Here is a 16392-nt window from a genome sequence, read left to right as displayed (position 1 = left end):
ATAAGCCTCCCGGATGACGCCGCTTGCAGCGGCCTGTCAGGCCTGTGGCATTTCATCCTGACAGGCCGGATTAGCGACAGCGCTATCCGGCCCATTTGGCTTAAATAATCTTCAGGGAAAGCCAGTACAGCACGCCGGAAAGAATAATCGCCGCCGGTAACGTAAATACCCAGGCCATCAGAATGCTGGTCACGGTTTTACGCTGCAACCCGCCACCATCAACGACCATGGTTCCCGCCACTGAAGAGGAGAGTACGTGAGTGGTAGAAACTGGCATACCGGTGTAGCTGGCAAGACCGATAGAGACTGCCGCCGTCATCTGCGCCGACATTCCCTGCGCATACGTCATGCCTTTTTTACCAATTTTCTCGCCGATAGTGGTCGCCACGCGACGCCAGCCGATCATCGTACCAATACCCAGCGCCAACGCCACTGCCATAATGATCCACACCGGCGCATACTCAATGGTGCTTAACATATCGGTCTTCAGCTTTTTCAGCAGGCGCTGGTCATCGCTGCTTACGCCAGGCAATTTCACGACTTTATCGGTCGTGTCGGAAATGCACAGCATAATGCGACGCAACTGACTACGCTGTTCAACGCTTAACTTGTCGTAGCTTTCCACGTTTGCCAGCATCCCTTTCGCACGGTTAAGCGCGTTAATGGTGTTAGCCGGATGGCAGTGGAATTCAGTCGGTTCAGTCGCGCCCGGTTCCGGAGAGGGAATCAGTTGGTCAACGCCGGTGACGGCTTTCAGCAGGTCAGGACGCTGCTCAAAGTACGTTTCGACATTGTTGATAGCATCGCGCGTACGGGTGATTTCGTAGCTGGAGGCATTCATATTGACCACGAAACCCGCAGGCGCGACGCCAATCAGCACCAGCATGACCAGGCCAATGCCTTTCTGACCATCGTTCGCGCCATGCGAAAACGCCACGCCGATAGCTGAGAGGATCAGCGCGATACGCGTCCAGAACGGCGGCTTTTTCTTGCCGTCTTTCTTTTCACGTTCGGCTGGCGTCAGGTGGATACGGGCGCGTTTCTTAGTACCGCTCCAGTAGCGGCGCAGCAAGAAAATCAGACCGCCGGCGAATACCAGACCGACAATAGGGGAGATAATGAGTGAACCGAAAATATTGATAACTTTCGGGATGTTAAGCGCATCCACCACTGACGTGCCGGTCATCATCGCATTGGTTAAACCGATGCCGATAATGGCGCCAATCAGCGTGTGGGAACTGGACGCCGGCAACCCGAAATACCAGGTACCGAGGTTCCAGATAATCGCCGCCAGCAACATGGAAAAGACCATAGCGAGGCCGTGCGCGGAACCCATGTTGAGCAGGAGATCCGTTGGTAGCATATGCACAATGGCATACGCCACGCTGAGACCCCCCAGCAAAACGCCAAAAAAGTTAAACACCGCCGCCATGACAACCGCCAGCTGCGAACGCATCGCACGGGTGTAAATCACGGTTGCGACTGCATTGGCTGTGTCATGGAAGCCGTTAATTGCTTCGTAGAACAGCACAAAAGCCAGAGCAAGCAATAATAAAAGCCCGGTATGTAAATCCAGGCCAGCAAACAAATGTAGCATAGGACGTTACGCCATTTTGAGGACATGAACGCGGCGCATTATCAGTGACTTTGGCGGCGCGGGCAAAGTGAAATATAGACTTTTTTTGATGTACTTCGTGCTTTGTTTGATATCACTAAAGAATTATCTTATATATTTCAGATAAATACCATTTTCAGGCGCTTTTCGCGCTGGTGCGACCACTGAGGAAACTTTACAATTCCCGCCCGAATTTGAGAGAGGAAGGCGACGTGGAAAGGTTTGATGCCGTTATTATAGGCGCTGGCGCAGCGGGCATGTTTTGCGCCGCGCAGGCAGGACAGGCGGGTAGCCGCGTGCTGCTCATCGATAATGGCAAGAAGCCAGGGCGTAAAATCCTCATGTCCGGCGGTGGACGCTGCAACTTTACTAATCTTTATGTTGAGCCTGCTGCGTATTTGAGCCAGAACCCCCATTTTTGTAAATCAGCGTTAGCCCGCTATACCCAGTGGGATTTTATCGATCTGGTCGACAGGTATGGGATAGCCTGGCATGAGAAAACGCTGGGACAGCTTTTTTGCGATGATTCCGCCCAACGCATTGTCGATATGCTGGTTGCCGAGTGCGACAAAGGCGGCGTAACGATGCGCCTGCGTAGCGAGGTATTGAGCGTCGAGCGTGATGAGTCGGGTTTCGTACTGGCGTTGAACGGCGAGACGGTGACTACGCAAAAGCTGGTGATTGCCAGCGGCGGCCTGTCGATGCCGGGGCTTGGCGCATCACCGTTTGGCTATAAAATCGCCGAACAGTTTGGTCTCAAGGTGTTGCCGACGCGCGCCGGGCTGGTGCCCTTTACGCTACATAAGCCGCTGTTAGAACAGCTCCAGACGCTGTCTGGCGTCTCTGTGCCCTGCGTAATTACCGCCCGCAATGGCACGGTATTTCGGGAAAACCTACTTTTTACCCATCGTGGGCTGTCCGGCCCCGCTGTTTTACAGATTTCCAGCTACTGGCAACCGGGCGAGTTAGTGAGCATTAACTTATTGCCGGACCTCTTGCTGGAAGACGTTCTCAATGAACAGCGTAACGCGCACCCGAACCAGAGTCTGAAGAACACGCTGGCGATGCATCTGCCGAAACGGTTGGTGGAGTGTTTACAACAGTTGGGGCACATCCCGGATGTATCGCTCAGGCAGTTGAACGTTCGTGACCAGCAGGCGTTGGTTGACACGCTTACGGCCTGGCAAGTGCAGCCTAACGGCACCGAAGGCTATCGGACAGCGGAAGTGACGCTGGGCGGCGTGGATACAAACGAACTATCATCGCGGACTATGGAAGCGCGCCGCGTGCCGGGTCTCTATTTTATCGGCGAAGTGATGGACGTCACCGGCTGGTTGGGCGGCTATAACTTCCAGTGGGCGTGGTCGAGCGCCTGGGCCTGCGCGCAGGATTTGATAGCGTTAAAAATTAACTAATTGATATTATGTGTTTTTTGGTCTCATTCGACTGATTGCCGTATATCTTGCCTATAGCATCTTTTAGTCAGAAGTATTCCGGACAAGGGGCACTCACTTTACATGTCATGACCACCGATTTCATTTTAACAATGGGGAATGTGGACGGTGGTTTTCGCTATAAGGTCGTGGCAGTAAAACCAGATAAATGGTTTCAGCTCGGGAGCCTGAATAACTTTAGATTGAACATCTGTTCTGGATGTTACTTTGGGGTGATTGCCCGATTTGCGTTGGCTCAAAACAGAACCAAGTTTAGAGATAAAAATTTGTTAGACGATATCTATAATCAGAATGAAATATGTTTAACCATTTTCATTATGAATGTATTAATCTCAGTTGGGTTTTGAAGCAGACCGCATTCAGGTCGGATACTGGCCAACAAAATCGGATACAGAATAAGGCCCCTGACAGGGCCTTCTGGTAGTATGTAGTCGATATTTACACTGTTTACAACGGGGAATCATACTTTCTTATTAATCCTGTAAAGCAAACCACTGCACAGTGCGCCAGCAAAAAGAACAACTGCAATAGTGGCAAACATCAGCGTATATGCGAATTCTTTATACGTATCAAGAAGGTATCCGAAGATAAGATGGACATAAGCTTCCGGGCTGAATCCGATGCAGATTAATATCCCCATTGCGGTCCCGGTAAACACTTTCGGTATGCGAATTTCATTTACCTGCGCATACATTATACCGCGCATGCCAAATGTAAGTGCTCCCAATAATAAAACCAGAGTAATAAGCAGGATCAGAAATCGTGAGTCATGAGGAATAAATATAAAAGATGCAGTTATCAGTGCGCCGAGAATAAAGAAGCTGGCCATAACTTTCAGGGAAGAACCAATCTTATCTGCAAGCAGGCCTGCAAAAGGCGAAATAATAAAAGCGAGAAAATATGCCCTAATCATCCCGATAACGGCAGTTTGGTCGGGAGTCATTCCATAGGCATCGGAGAGGTATGGTACCAGATAAGCTCCGCCCTGGTAAACAAAAATAACGCAGCTGATAATGAATGCTGCCAACCAAAGTTTTACACTTTTGAGTAGTGAAATAAGATCCGACATTTTTTTAGGTGCCGCATTTTCAATAGCACTAACACCTTTCGGAAATAAATAATAAGAGGTGAACCCCAGAATAATGTAAATAGCTGCGTCAAACCGTAAAATAAAACCAATGCTGACAGCACTGGAGCCATGCAGGCCAACAATGGCCACGGCACATAATGTCAGAACGGTGCCAGCAATTCCACGACCGGACTCCAGAAATCCAAAATACCGCCCCTGTTCATTGTCTGATGCGAGGAGTCTGGCAATTTTTGTCATGGAAACCAGGAACAGCCCGTTACCGACAAAGGACATAAATCCGACGATAATAAACATGGCCTGATAGGACGGCCGGAAGGACTGCCAGATGGCAAGGGCTGCCATTGTGAGATAGGCAATGGTAAGAATGTTTTTAGGATTTTTGAAACGGTCAACGATGATGCCTGAAACAGCACCTGATATAATGCCCACAAACCCGAGCCAGCTCATTAACATGCCCGATTGTGTATTTGTCAGTGAAAAGTATTCATTCCACGGATAGTAGAATACTTCACGCAAATACATAGCCTTGAATATTGTTCCCCCACCAACTGCCAGAAGAATAAAAAAAATCAGGTTATGCCTTTTAATCGATTTGTCTTCTGCATGTTCCATATGTCCGCCTGTATAATTAGACGTTACTGTAGATTGATCCGTTAGTCTCTTGTGTTATTTTAATTTTTGTATGTATTTATAAACAGTGGGTTCTGATATGTTAAGCTTTTTGGCTACTTTCGTTACTGCCCCTTTAAGCAGAAATACGCCTTCATCATTTAGTAATGAAATAATATGGCTTTTATTTTCAGCATTCAGTGACTCTGGGTTAATATTTTCAATATTGATTACATTATTAATTTTGAGATCAACCATTTCAGGAATGGTCAGTCCAATATGTTCATCAAGCTGAGTGCCGTTATTATTGTCAGTCTGCCCGACAAAAATACTTAAAAAATGACTAAGTTTATCATTCAGGGCAATTAAATCTTCAACGACGGTATTCAGACACAGCGCGCCAACAATTTCTCCCTGCTTATTCCGGATAAAAAAAGTGGCACACTTAAGTCGTCTGCCATCGCGTGTTTTGCTGAGATAATTACACTGGTAATGTACCTCACTGTCATTGTTCTTCATGGCACGGGCTACCAGATCGGTGATGGGATCTCCGACAGAGCGGCCGCTGATATGCCCATTTCTGATTTTGTGTATGGAAGACTCAAGATCAGACAGATTGTGCAGAACAACTTCCGTATTTTCACCAAAATAATCGGCCAGGAAATCGATCAGAAATTCATAAGGTTCAAGACAAGTGTTTTTCATGGTTAATCTGGTTGCCACCTCAGTGGCAACCACCTTTGTTATCGACGAAATGCCACAGCTTCAATCTCAACTCTGGCACCCATAGGAAGAGTTTTTACAGCAAAACAACTACGTGCTGGCGGATTTACCTTAAAAAAGCTGGCATAGACATCGTTGAACGCGGAAAAATCAGCCATATCACTCAAAAAACAGGTCGTTTTCAGTACCGTATCGGTGTCACCGCCTGCCGCCTTAACCACAGCCAGAAGATTAAGCAGTGACTGACGAGTCTGTTCCTGAATATCATCGGTTTCAATTTTGCCACTGTCAGCGTTAATGGGCAATTGTCCGGAGGTAAAAATAAAGTTACCCAACGTATTACCCTGGCGGTATGGCCCAATTGCTGCCGGCGTTTTTTCTGTAAAAATAATCTCTTTCACTTCTGTTCCTTAAAAATACTTACTGAATGCCTTTTCCAGACGACTCAGTGCTTCATCAATACGCGACTCCGGAACACCACAGTTAATTCGGGCAAATCCGGTACCGGCAACACCAAACTGATCTCCCCGGTTAAACCCGAGTCCCGCATCCTGCACTAAAAATTCCTGAATGCGATCACCTGACCAGCCCGTATCATTAAAGTCGGCCCATACAAGATAAGTGGCTTCCGGCTGATTGGCTTTTACCGGATATGGCATGTTATTGAGCCCGTTAACCAGTTTAATCTGCATTTTACGGATATGATTCACCACCTCTTCACGATAGTCATGGCAATATTTATATCCGGCATATGCGGCTTCATGCGCGAACGCAGTGGGCTGAAAATGTAATTCTTTCAGGACAACTGCCATCTGTTTTTTAAATACAGGATCGGCCGTGAAGACATAGGAACTAAAAATACCGCCAATGTTAAACAGCTTCCCTCCGGATGAAAAAACGATAATGCCATTTAAATTTTCCGCAGCTTTCATGACCGGCGTATAGCATTTTTCGTCATAGACAAAATCTGCATGAATTTCGTCAGAAATCAGGATTGTTCCTGTTTTCTGAGCAATTGCGGCGACTTTCCTGACTTCCTCTCCAGTCCAGCAACGCCCCACTGGATTATGAGGATTACAGAAAATCAGAATTTTATTCTCCGGGCGTGAACAGGTATCTTCCAGTTTTTCAAAATCAATAGTGTAATGATTTTTTTTCATCACGCAGCAGATCACACTCAGTTACAGCACGGTGGTTTTCACGGATGGTTCTGGCAAAAGAATGATAGACAGGTGTCATAACCACAACAGATTCATTACACTGTGTCATTCCTCTGATAAAAGCACCCATCGTCATCAGTAAAGGCGGTGTTTCAATAATATCAGCCGTATCCGGCCGCCAGTTATAATATCGCTCATACCAGGATGCCAGAACATCCTTAAAATCGTCATGATAGGCCGGATATCCGAATTCTCTGCGGTTACAGACTTCAATCAGTGCCTGACGAACCTCGACGGGAGAAACTAAATCGGTATCGGCAACAGACATAGGTATTACTGGAAATCCATTAATGACACTGTCATATTCCCATTTTTCTGATGCTGTTCTCTGATAGGTCTCATTAAAATCATATTTCATTTTATTTTCCTTAATTTATTCAGCCGCAGTCCGGAAAGTATTCGCCGGTTCACCATCCATTTTCTTAAATGCCGTTTTGGCATTGCGGAGAAGTAAAAGTGAAGTGAATACAGCGAGAGCAAACATGGCACCCATGAAGATAAACATGTAGGTGTAACCCTGTACCTTATATGCATCAAGCCAGTACCCGAATAACGCATGGATAAACATTTCCGGAGAGAATCCCACAGTGGCCATGATCCCCATAACGGTACCGGTCAGACGAACAGGAACCTTCATTTCCTCAATCTGCGCATACATGATCCCGCGCAGAGCAAAGTTAATGGAGCCTACAATCATCAGGGTGCCGATCAGGACCCATACCATAGTCGGATCCTGTGGGATCACCAGGAACATGGCGACACCAATCACCCCGGCAATAAACAGCCAATTCATCACCTTAATCGCCGAGCCGACTTTGTCTGCGAGCAGACCCACAACCGGTGCAATCAGGATAGCGAGGACATAAGCACGGATCATACCGATAATTCCGGCATGTTCGGCGGTCATCCCGTAGACATCAGACAGATAAGGAACTAGATATGAGGACCCCTGATAGAAGGAGATGGTTGCAAAGATGGAGAAAGCTGCAAACCAGACTTCCTTAACCTTCATGACAGCCAGAATATCGTGTACAGATATTTTTTCTTTGGCCTTTTTTTCTCCGGAAGCAGAATTATGGTTATCACGTGGCATGGCGAACCACATCAGAACACCCAGCGCCAGGTAGAGAAAGCCGTATGCATGTAGCACACTGCCAATCCCTTCCACTTCGGTTGCAGACATGGCGAACCATGCCACGGCAACGGCAGAGATGGCTGACCCAGCGATACCACGTCCGGACTCCAGGAAACCAAACAGTTTCCCCTGGTCACTGGCATTACCAATCAGACGGGTTGCGCGCACCATCGATACTAGGAAAAGACCATTTGCGAGGAAAGACAATATGCCGATGATGACATACTGCGTAGCCAGGCCCGGTGCTGTTGACTGCCATAATGTGGTTACGCCCACAGCCAGAAAGGTAAAAGAAATAATCAGTCGGGTATTGTTCACCTTATCGATAATCACCCCGGCAATTGAAGATGAAACAATCCCCACAAACCCCAGCCAGCTCATCAGCAGGCCTGAATCCGTGTTATTCACTCCCATGAATTCATTCCAGGGATAATAAAATACTTCCCTGAGGTACATCGATTTAAAAATGGTCCCTCCTCCGATTGCCAGAAGAATGACCATCAACCATTTTTGAAAATTGGATGTTTTCATAAACCTTCGCCTGTCCATAAATAAGAACCAAGTGTTCATGTGAGAATATAATTTTTTATACGCATGAATATTATGAAGCATCTCACAGAGTGGGTAGAAAAGATAAAAAATTATCTATTCTAATTAAATATCATTAAAATCATGTGCTTATATATATAATAAATTATACATATGTGTGGGGCATTAATTATTTACGGTTGTAATTTTATAAAAATTATAAATTTTTATATTTCAGGCCGTAACTGTTTGACAACATATATGCTGAGTAGGGCGGAGAATAGGGGCAGGAAAGTGGATAAAATATTATCGTATTTTTCCTCCGGCAGGAGGGTTTCCTTATTAGAAGTACGAATATTTGATGCCGTGGGCTGTATCCATGTTTTTTAGCCGGGCCCGGCGACTTGAGCAGGGGTAATCACGCATGCTTTCGTTACCAGCCCCTTCGGTAAATAGATTGACGGGCACGATTTTTTGTCTGCAACATCTGTGCTACAACCGAATAGACATATTGAATCCAGGTGTTAGTATTCAATAGACAGCAGTTATGAGTATGCGTGTTTCATTTCCGGCCAGGAACGCTGATGATGACAACATTACTACCCGATTTCACAGCATTTTCGTCATTCACTTCCTTCGCGGCGCGCGTTGCCTTAACGCTTGCTCGCTCAATGGCCATTGTTTTTCATTCCTTCTTATCCCGGATGGAAACCCCCGCTGAGCGCACGCTTGGCGGACTTTGTGACACGCATGGTTAGACAACAGGGATTACGGCGGGTCGATTATGGACAAAATGAAGCGTCATCTGGTGTGGTGGGGAGCGGGGATTCTTGTGGCGGTGGCCGCGATAGCCTGGTGGATGCTGCGCCCTGCGGGAATACCGGAGGGATTTGCCGCCAGCAACGGCAGAATTGAAGCCACCGAAGTGGATATTGCCACTAAGATTGCCGGGCGTATTGATACCATCCTCGTTTCGGAAGGGCAGTTCGTTCGTCAGGGCGAGGTGCTGGCGAAAATGGATACCCGCGTGCTGCAGGAGCAGCGGCTGGAGGCGATTGCGCAGATTAAAGAGGCCGAGAGCGCAGTTGCCGCCGCCCGTGCCTTGCTGGAGCAACGCCAGAGTGAAATGCGCGCCGCGCAGTCGGTCGTCAAACAGCGGGAAGCTGAGCTGGACTCCGTCTCTAAACGTCACGTGCGTTCCCGTTCGCTGTCGCAGCGTGGCGCGGTATCTGTACAACAGTTAGATGACGATCGTGCGGCGGCGGAAAGCGCGCGCGCCGCCCTCGATACCGCCAAAGCGCAGGTATCTGCGGCAAAAGCGGCGATTGAGGCGGCGCGTACCAGTATTATCCAGGCGCAAACGCGCGTGGAAGCGGCGCAGGCGACCGAGCGGCGTATTGTCGCCGACATCGACGACAGCGAATTAAAAGCGCCGCGCGATGGACGCGTGCAGTACCGCGTTGCGGAGCCGGGCGAAGTGTTATCGGCTGGCGGCCGGGTGTTGAACATGGTCGATCTCAGCGATGTCTATATGACATTTTTCCTGCCGACCGAACAGGCGGGGTTGTTGAAGATCGGCGGCGAAGCGCGACTGGTGCTGGACGCCGCGCCGGATCTGCGTATTCCGGCGACGATCAGTTTTGTCGCCAGCGTGGCGCAGTTCACACCCAAAACCGTGGAAACCCACGATGAACGGTTAAAGCTGATGTTCCGTGTCAAAGCGCGTATTCCGCCAGAGCTACTGCGACAGCATCTGGAATATGTCAAAACCGGTTTGCCGGGAATGGCCTGGGTTCGTCTGGATGAGCGCGTGCCCTGGCCTGACGCTCTAAGCGTGAGGTTGTCGCAATGACGTCGCTGACGCTGGTGCCTGTTCCTCCCGTGGCGCAGCTTGAGGGGGTGAGCCAGCATTACGGAAAAACGGTCGCGCTGAACAATATCACGCTGGACATTCCCGCCCGTAGTATGGTCGGGCTGATTGGTCCGGACGGGGTGGGTAAGTCGAGCCTGCTGTCGCTGATTTCTGGCGCGCGGGTGATTGAGCAAGGGAACGTTATCGTCCTGGGCGGCGATATGCGCGATGCGAAACATCGCCGCGACGTCTGTCCGCGCATCGCCTGGATGCCGCAGGGGCTGGGGAAAAACCTTTATCACACGTTATCGGTTTATGAGAACGTCGATTTTTTCGCTCGTCTCTTTGGTCATGACAAAGCTGAACGCGAAGCGCGTATTACCGAGCTGCTGAACAGCACCGGCCTGGCGCCGTTTCGTGACCGTCCTGCCGGGAAGCTGTCCGGTGGGATGAAACAAAAGCTGGGGCTGTGCTGTGCGCTGATTCATGACCCGGAATTGCTGATTCTTGATGAGCCTACCACCGGCGTGGACCCGCTCTCCCGAGCTCAGTTCTGGGACTTAATTGACAGTATCCGCCAACGGCAGACCAATATGAGCGTGTTGGTCGCAACGGCCTATATGGAAGAGGCGGAGCGTTTTGACTGGCTGGTGGCGATGAATGCGGGCGAGATACTGGCAACCGGCAGCGCGCAGCAACTGCGGGCAAAAACCCATAGCGCGACGCTGGAACAGGCGTTTATCGCCCTGTTGCCAGAAGCGCAGCGCCAGGCGCATAAGCCAGTGGTGATCCCGCCGTATCACGCTGAGCAGGAAGAGATTGCCATTGAGGCGAAAGATCTGACCATGCGCTTCGGTAAGTTCGTCGCGGTTGACCATGTTAATTTCCGCATTCCGCGCGGCGAGATTTTTGGCTTCCTCGGTTCAAACGGTTGCGGCAAATCGACCACCATGAAAATGCTGACCGGTCTGCTTCCCGCCAGCGAAGGCCAGGCTTGGCTATTTGGCCAGCCGGTAGACCCGAACGACATCGATACCCGTCGCCGGGTCGGGTATATGTCGCAGGCTTTTTCGCTCTATAACGAACTCACCGTGCGGCAGAATCTGGAACTTCATGCCCGCCTGTTTCATATTCCGCCAGCGGAGATCCCGGCGCGCGTCGCGCAGATGATCGAACGCTTTATGCTAACGGAGGTGGAAGATACGCTCCCCGCTTCGTTGCCGCTCGGTATCCGCCAGCGTTTATCGCTGGCGGTAGCGGTGATCCATCGCCCGGAAATGCTGATTCTTGATGAGCCAACGTCCGGCGTTGATCCGGTCGCCAGGGATATGTTCTGGCAGCTTATGGTCGATCTTTCGCGTCAGGATAAGGTGACGATTTTTATCTCGACCCATTTTATGAACGAAGCGGAACGTTGCGACCGAATGTCATTGATGCACGCCGGTAAAGTGCTCGCCAGCGGTACGCCGCAGGAATTGGTGCAACAGCGGGGCGCGGCCAATCTGGAGGCGGCGTTTATTTCCTGGCTACAGGAAGCTGCGGGAGCGGCACCTGAAACCCCAATACCGCCATCCCAGACGCCCGCCGCGTCAGGTAAACCGTCGCGGCAGGGATTGAGCTTCCGGCGTTTGTTCAGCTACAGTCGCCGCGAAGCGCTGGAGCTACGCCGCGATCCGGTACGTTCCACGCTGGCGCTGCTGGGAACGGTAATTCTGATGTTGATTATGGGCTATGGCATCAGTATGGACGTGGAGAACCTGCGTTTTGCCGTACTCGACCGCGATCAAACCGTCAGTAGTCAGGCATGGTCGCTCAATCTGGCGGGATCGCGCTATTTTATCGAACAGCCGCCGCTCGCCAGCTATGACGAGCTTGACCGGCGGATGCGTTCGGGAGAGTTGGCGGTTGCCATTGAGATCCCGCCTAATTTTGGCCGCGATATTGCTCGCGGTACGCCAGCGCAGATTGGCGTCTGGGTGGATGGCGCCATGCCCAGCCGCGCCGAGACGGTGAAGGGGTACGTTCAGGCGATGCACCAAAGCTGGCTGCAGGAGGCGGCAAGTCGTCAGCCGAACCCGGTTAAACAGACCGGGCTGCTCAACATTGAAACGCGCTATCGTTATAACCCGGATGTGAAAAGTCTGCCCGCTATCGTTCCGGCGGTCATTCCGCTGCTGCTCATGATGATCCCGTCAATGCTTAGCGCCCTGAGCGTGGTGCGGGAGAAAGAGCTGGGGTCGATGATTAATCTGTACGTAACGCCGACGACGCGCAGCGAATTTTTGCTGGGTAAACAACTGCCGTATATCGCGCTGGGTATGCTGAACTTCTTGCTACTGTGCGCGCTGTCGGTCTTTGTGTTCGGCGTGCCGCTGAAAGGCAGCTTTCTCACGCTTACCCTCGCGGCGCTGCTTTACGTCATCATCGCCACCGGTCTGGGGCTGCTGATCTCTACGTTTATGAAGAGTCAAATCGCCGCTATTTTTGGGACGTCGATTATTACCCTCATTCCGGCAACACAATTTTCCGGCATGATCGATCCGGTGGCTTCGCTGGAAGGACCGGGAAGATGGATCGGCGAGATCTACCCGACCAGCCATTTTCTGACGATCGCACGCGGGACGTTTTCCAAAGCGTTGGATCTGCCCGATCTCTGGCCGTTATTTATGCCGTTACTGATTGCCGTCCCGGTGGTGATGGGTCTGAGCATTCTGCTGCTGAAAAAACAGGAGGGGTAATGCGCGGATTACGTAATATTTATAATCTCGGCGTCAAAGAACTGCGCAGTCTGCTGGGCGACAAAGCGATGCTGGCGCTGATCGTCTTCGCCTTTACGATTTCGGTTTACTCCTCCGCTACCGTCCTGCCCGGTTCGTTGCATCTTGCCCCTATCGCCATCGCCGATATGGATCAGTCGCAGTTGTCGAACCGTATTGTGAATAGTTTTTACCGCCCGTGGTTTCTGCCGCCGGAGATGATTACGGCAACGGAAATGGATGCCGGACTGGATGCCGGACGCTATACCTTTGCGGTCAATATTCCGCCGAATTTCCAGCGTGATGTGCTGGCCGGACGTCAGCCTGATATTCAGGTTAACGTCGATGCGACGCGCATGAGCCAGGCGTTTACCGGCAACAGTTATATCCAGAATATTATTAGCGGCGAGGTCAACAGCTTTGTGGCGCGCGCGCGGGGAGATAACGTTCAGCCGGTGTCGCTGGAGATTCGGATGCGCTTTAACCCGAATCTGGACCCGGCGTGGTTTGGCGGCGTGATGGCGATTATCAACAACATTACCATGCTGGCGATAGTGCTGACCGGATCGGCGCTGATCCGCGAGCGAGAACACGGCACGGTAGAGCATCTGTTGGTGATGCCGGTCACGCCCTTTGAGATCATGATGGCAAAAGTATGGTCGATGGGGCTGGTCGTGCTGGTGGTTTCCGGTTTGTCTTTGATGCTGATGGTGAAAGGCGTACTTGGCGTACCGATTGAAGGATCGATCCCATTGTTTATGTTGGGCGTGGCGCTGAGCCTGTTCGCCACCACTTCAATTGGGATTTTTATGGGCACCATCGCCCGTTCGATGCCGCAACTGGGGTTATTAATGATTCTGGTACTGTTACCGCTACAAATGCTTTCCGGCGGTTCCACGCCGCGCGAAAGTATGCCGCAGGCGGTGCAGGATATTATGCTGACCATGCCGACGACGCATTTTGTCAGCCTTGCCCAGGCTATTCTTTATCGCGGCGCAGGTTTGAGTATCGTCTGGCCGCAGTTCCTGACCTTGCTGGCGATAGGCGGCGTGTTCTTCCTGATAGCGCTGTTACGCTTCAGAAAAACGATTGGCACAATGGCGTGAACATTATTGCCGGAGGGCGGCTGCGCCTTATCTGGCCTACAAACGACAGACGTGCGAACGTAGGCCGGGCAAGCGAAGCCCCCCCGGCAAGGCGCTGGGGCGTTAGTCTTCTTTCGGCAAACACTGCAAGTGGCCGTGGCGCACGCCGCGCTGGGCGATAACATCATCGGCAAAATGCTGTACGTCGCCCATATCGCCCTTCAGAACGGCGATCTCCAGACAGTCATCGTGGTTGATATGGACGTGCAGCGTGGCGACGGATAAATCATGATGATGATGCTGGGTGGAGACGATGCGGCTGGCTAAATCCCGTTTCTCATGTTCATAAACATATGAAAGTACCGCGAAACCTTGTGTACCGTGTTCCTGGGTGGCCTCCTGCGCCAGAGCGCCGCGCAGAATATCACGGATCGCTTCGGAGCGATTGTTATAGCCGCGTCGCTGGCTCAGGCTGTCCAGCGTTTCCAGTAAATCGTCATCGAGGGTGATGGTGACACGTTGCATCTGACTTAAACCTTTTGGTATGGCGCGTCGGCGCATGGGAAGCTCCGCATTTTGTAACACACGTCCGCCGCCAGAGGGAAAAATTAATGTGTCATAACGCTTTTGTTATCGTCTGCGGCGTCAGCGTAAACGGTGTGGGGGTACAGACTGCCAGACTGAGCGTATCGAGCTGACACTGGCTGACCGACAAGGGAGAGGGCAACGTGCTGTCCACGCTGACGATTTGCCAGGCGCTGCCGCCGCGTTGTTTTACGATGGCTTCTTTACGCGTCCAGATACGCCAGAAGGCCGCCAGTTGTCGCTCCGGACGTTCCGCTTCCATTTCAGCATGTTCGCCGAGGCTGAATACCGCATTTGCCAGCGAACGCCAGTTATCGCGCGGGCGGATCACTTCAATATCGCAGCCGACTTCACCTTCGTCGCTAAGCAACAGAGCAATAGTGTCGCCGCTATGGCTGAGGTTAAACCACAGCGGCGTTCCGGCGGAAAAAGCCGGTTTACCCTGTTCGCCATACACCATCTCCGGTAGCGGCGAGAGCGCACGGGAAAGCAGCACGCGCCCGGCCAGCCAGCTTGCCCGGCGAACGCCCTGCGGTGCCTGAGCTATTAACGCGTCGGGCAATTGACCTGCGCTTAATGTTGACACTTTTCCCAGAACGATCTGGTACATATCAGGACCAACGTTGCCTATGAAGAAGAGGAGATTGTAGCATCTGTCGCCTCATCCCGGTAAACGGCTTTTCGGTCGGCCTGGCCCCAGCAAGATCGCCAGTTTGCTGCCGCCTTTAGTAGTTTCCATCCAGATTTTGCAGACGCTGGTCAAAGGAACGGACAAGAGCATCCCGACCGGGCCTAATAGCCATCCCCAGACCAATAACGAAAGAAATACCACCAGCGTGGACATTCCCAGACGATGGCCCATCATGCGTGGCTCCATAATGTTGCCAATCACCATATGGACCACCAAAAAGAGCGCGCCGACCAGTACGCACTCGTAAAAACCGTTAAATAACAGCGCCTGAATCATGGGGGGAACGGCGGAAATCACCGAGCCGATATTAGGAACGTAATTGAGCAAAAAGGCCAGTACGCCCCACATTAGCGCAAACTGAATATCCATTAACGCCAGCCCCAGCCAGATAATCGCGCCCGTCCATAAACTGAGCAGCGTTTTCAGCGCCAGATAATGCGAGACGCCTTTCAGAGCGCGGTGCAGGCCGGCAATATGGATTTGTGGATTGTTTAGCGCGAAACGTAATTTATAAGGCACGTGACGCACCTCAAACAGCATAAAAACCACGGTCATCACCAGCAGCACAATGCTTGCCATCGCGCCCGATACGCCGGTCATTAATGTTGTGGTGAAGAGCATGATTTTATCGGAGTCCATCCCGCGGAGCATACGTTCCGGCGACATATGTAAATTCAGGAAGGGCATTAACTCCTGAAGGTGTAAGACTTTACGCGTCAGCTCCTTGCTGTATTTAGGCAGCATAGCGATAAATTCATTAAGCGATGCGGCAAGCACACCCACCAGCGCGGTAAGCACGATCAGCATGACGACCACCACGATAGTAATCGCCAGCGGTCGCTTCACGCCCCGGCGAATAAACCAGGTCACTAATGGATTAAGAACAATGGCGAAAAAGAGCGCCAGCAAGAGTTGTACAATAATATCCGCCGCGGCATGAATCCCGGCGAGAATAATAACCAGGGAGGCCAGTTTCAGCAGAATATGCATACCCGTTTTGTCGGGTTGAGCGGTTGCCATGAAGTTTTCCTTGTTGTGTTTTTTTCTAA

General features: G+C 51.0%; 15 protein-coding genes. 5 read left to right on the top strand and 10 right to left on the bottom strand.

The window, feature by feature from the left end; genetic code table 11:
- Positions 1–100: 100 nt before the first annotated feature.
- Positions 101–1597, bottom strand: coding sequence for an inorganic phosphate transporter PitA (gene pitA, locus NAZ64_RS10055; protein WP_000902764.1), 1497 nt, complete (start codon positions 1595–1597; stop codon positions 101–103).
- Positions 1598–1827: 230 nt separating this feature from the next.
- Between pitA and NAZ64_RS10050 the strand changes: the two genes are divergently transcribed.
- Positions 1828–3030 (top strand): BaiN/RdsA family NAD(P)/FAD-dependent oxidoreductase, encoded by a 1203-nt coding sequence (locus NAZ64_RS10050; protein WP_220569581.1) that lies wholly within the window; start codon positions 1828–1830, stop codon positions 3028–3030.
- 499 nt (positions 3031–3529) lie between these two features.
- Here NAZ64_RS10050 and NAZ64_RS10045 read toward each other — a convergent pair whose 3' ends face one another.
- From NAZ64_RS10045 to NAZ64_RS10020, 6 genes are read right to left on the bottom strand one after another with little or no spacing between them, the layout of a single operon-like run.
- Entirely contained in the window at positions 3530–4771 is a 1242-nt protein-coding gene (locus tag NAZ64_RS10045; protein ID WP_094965016.1) for an MFS transporter, read from the bottom strand.
- Positions 4772–4825: 54 nt separating this feature from the next.
- Positions 4826–5491 carry a helix-turn-helix transcriptional regulator gene (locus tag NAZ64_RS10040; protein WP_237121978.1) on the bottom strand — a complete coding sequence of 222 codons (666 nt, stop codon included), beginning with the start codon at positions 5489–5491 and terminating at the stop codon, positions 4826–4828.
- Positions 5492–5511: 20 nt separating this feature from the next.
- A complete protein-coding gene (locus NAZ64_RS10035; RefSeq protein WP_220569582.1) occupies positions 5512–5892 on the bottom strand; it encodes a RidA family protein in 381 nt (126 codons plus the stop codon).
- A gap of 9 nt (positions 5893–5901) precedes the next feature.
- Entirely contained in the window at positions 5902–6651 is a 750-nt protein-coding gene (locus tag NAZ64_RS10030; RefSeq protein ID WP_483640934.1) for an aminotransferase class I/II-fold pyridoxal phosphate-dependent enzyme, read from the bottom strand.
- The gene (locus tag NAZ64_RS10025; RefSeq protein ID WP_483640924.1) at positions 6626–7069 is read right to left on the bottom strand and encodes a beta C-S lyase family protein; all 444 of its coding nucleotides are present in this window, start codon (positions 7067–7069) and stop codon (positions 6626–6628) included. The genes NAZ64_RS10030 and NAZ64_RS10025 overlap by 26 nt, the downstream gene beginning before the upstream one ends.
- Positions 7070–7084: 15 nt before the next feature.
- The gene (locus NAZ64_RS10020) at positions 7085–8377 is read right to left on the bottom strand and encodes an MFS transporter (RefSeq protein WP_483640923.1); all 1293 of its coding nucleotides are present in this window, start codon (positions 8375–8377) and stop codon (positions 7085–7087) included.
- Positions 8378–8958: 581 nt separating this feature from the next.
- Here NAZ64_RS10020 and NAZ64_RS10015 point away from each other — a divergent pair.
- Genes NAZ64_RS10015 through NAZ64_RS10000 form a run of 4 tightly spaced genes read left to right on the top strand, consistent with a single transcriptional unit; the run spans position 8959 to position 14088 of the window.
- Entirely contained in the window at positions 8959–9132 is a 174-nt protein-coding gene (locus NAZ64_RS10015; RefSeq protein ID WP_220569585.1) for a hypothetical protein, read from the top strand.
- A gap of 26 nt (positions 9133–9158) precedes the next feature.
- Positions 9159–10226: an HlyD family secretion protein gene (locus tag NAZ64_RS10010; RefSeq protein ID WP_000359832.1), complete on the top strand. Its 1068-nt coding sequence runs from the start codon at positions 9159–9161 to the stop codon at positions 10224–10226.
- Positions 10223–12964 (top strand): ribosome-associated ATPase/putative transporter RbbA, encoded by a 2742-nt coding sequence (gene rbbA, locus NAZ64_RS10005; protein ID WP_076935796.1) that lies wholly within the window; start codon positions 10223–10225, stop codon positions 12962–12964. Before NAZ64_RS10010 ends, rbbA begins: the two co-directional genes overlap by 4 nt.
- Positions 12964–14088 (top strand): ABC transporter permease, encoded by a 1125-nt coding sequence (locus tag NAZ64_RS10000; protein WP_001214750.1) that lies wholly within the window; start codon positions 12964–12966, stop codon positions 14086–14088. The genes rbbA and NAZ64_RS10000 overlap by 1 nt, the downstream gene beginning before the upstream one ends.
- A gap of 102 nt (positions 14089–14190) precedes the next feature.
- Here NAZ64_RS10000 and nikR read toward each other — a convergent pair whose 3' ends face one another.
- The 3 genes from nikR to NAZ64_RS09985 all read right to left on the bottom strand — a co-directional run bounded on the left by nikR (position 14191) and on the right by NAZ64_RS09985 (position 16363).
- Entirely contained in the window at positions 14191–14592 is a 402-nt protein-coding gene (gene nikR, locus NAZ64_RS09995; RefSeq protein ID WP_001190057.1) for a nickel-responsive transcriptional regulator NikR, read from the bottom strand.
- A gap of 91 nt (positions 14593–14683) precedes the next feature.
- The gene (acpT, locus tag NAZ64_RS09990; protein WP_220569586.1) at positions 14684–15262 is read right to left on the bottom strand and encodes a 4'-phosphopantetheinyl transferase AcpT; all 579 of its coding nucleotides are present in this window, start codon (positions 15260–15262) and stop codon (positions 14684–14686) included.
- Between the two features lie 51 nt (positions 15263–15313).
- Positions 15314–16363: an AI-2E family transporter gene (locus NAZ64_RS09985; RefSeq protein WP_000179588.1), complete on the bottom strand. Its 1050-nt coding sequence runs from the start codon at positions 16361–16363 to the stop codon at positions 15314–15316.
- Between the last annotated feature and the right edge of the window lie 29 nt (positions 16364–16392).

It is taken from the genome of Salmonella sp. A1325 (assembly GCF_056991255.1).
The sequence above is the reverse complement of the archived record's forward strand: the minus strand, read 5'-3'. Positions and strand labels throughout refer to the sequence as shown.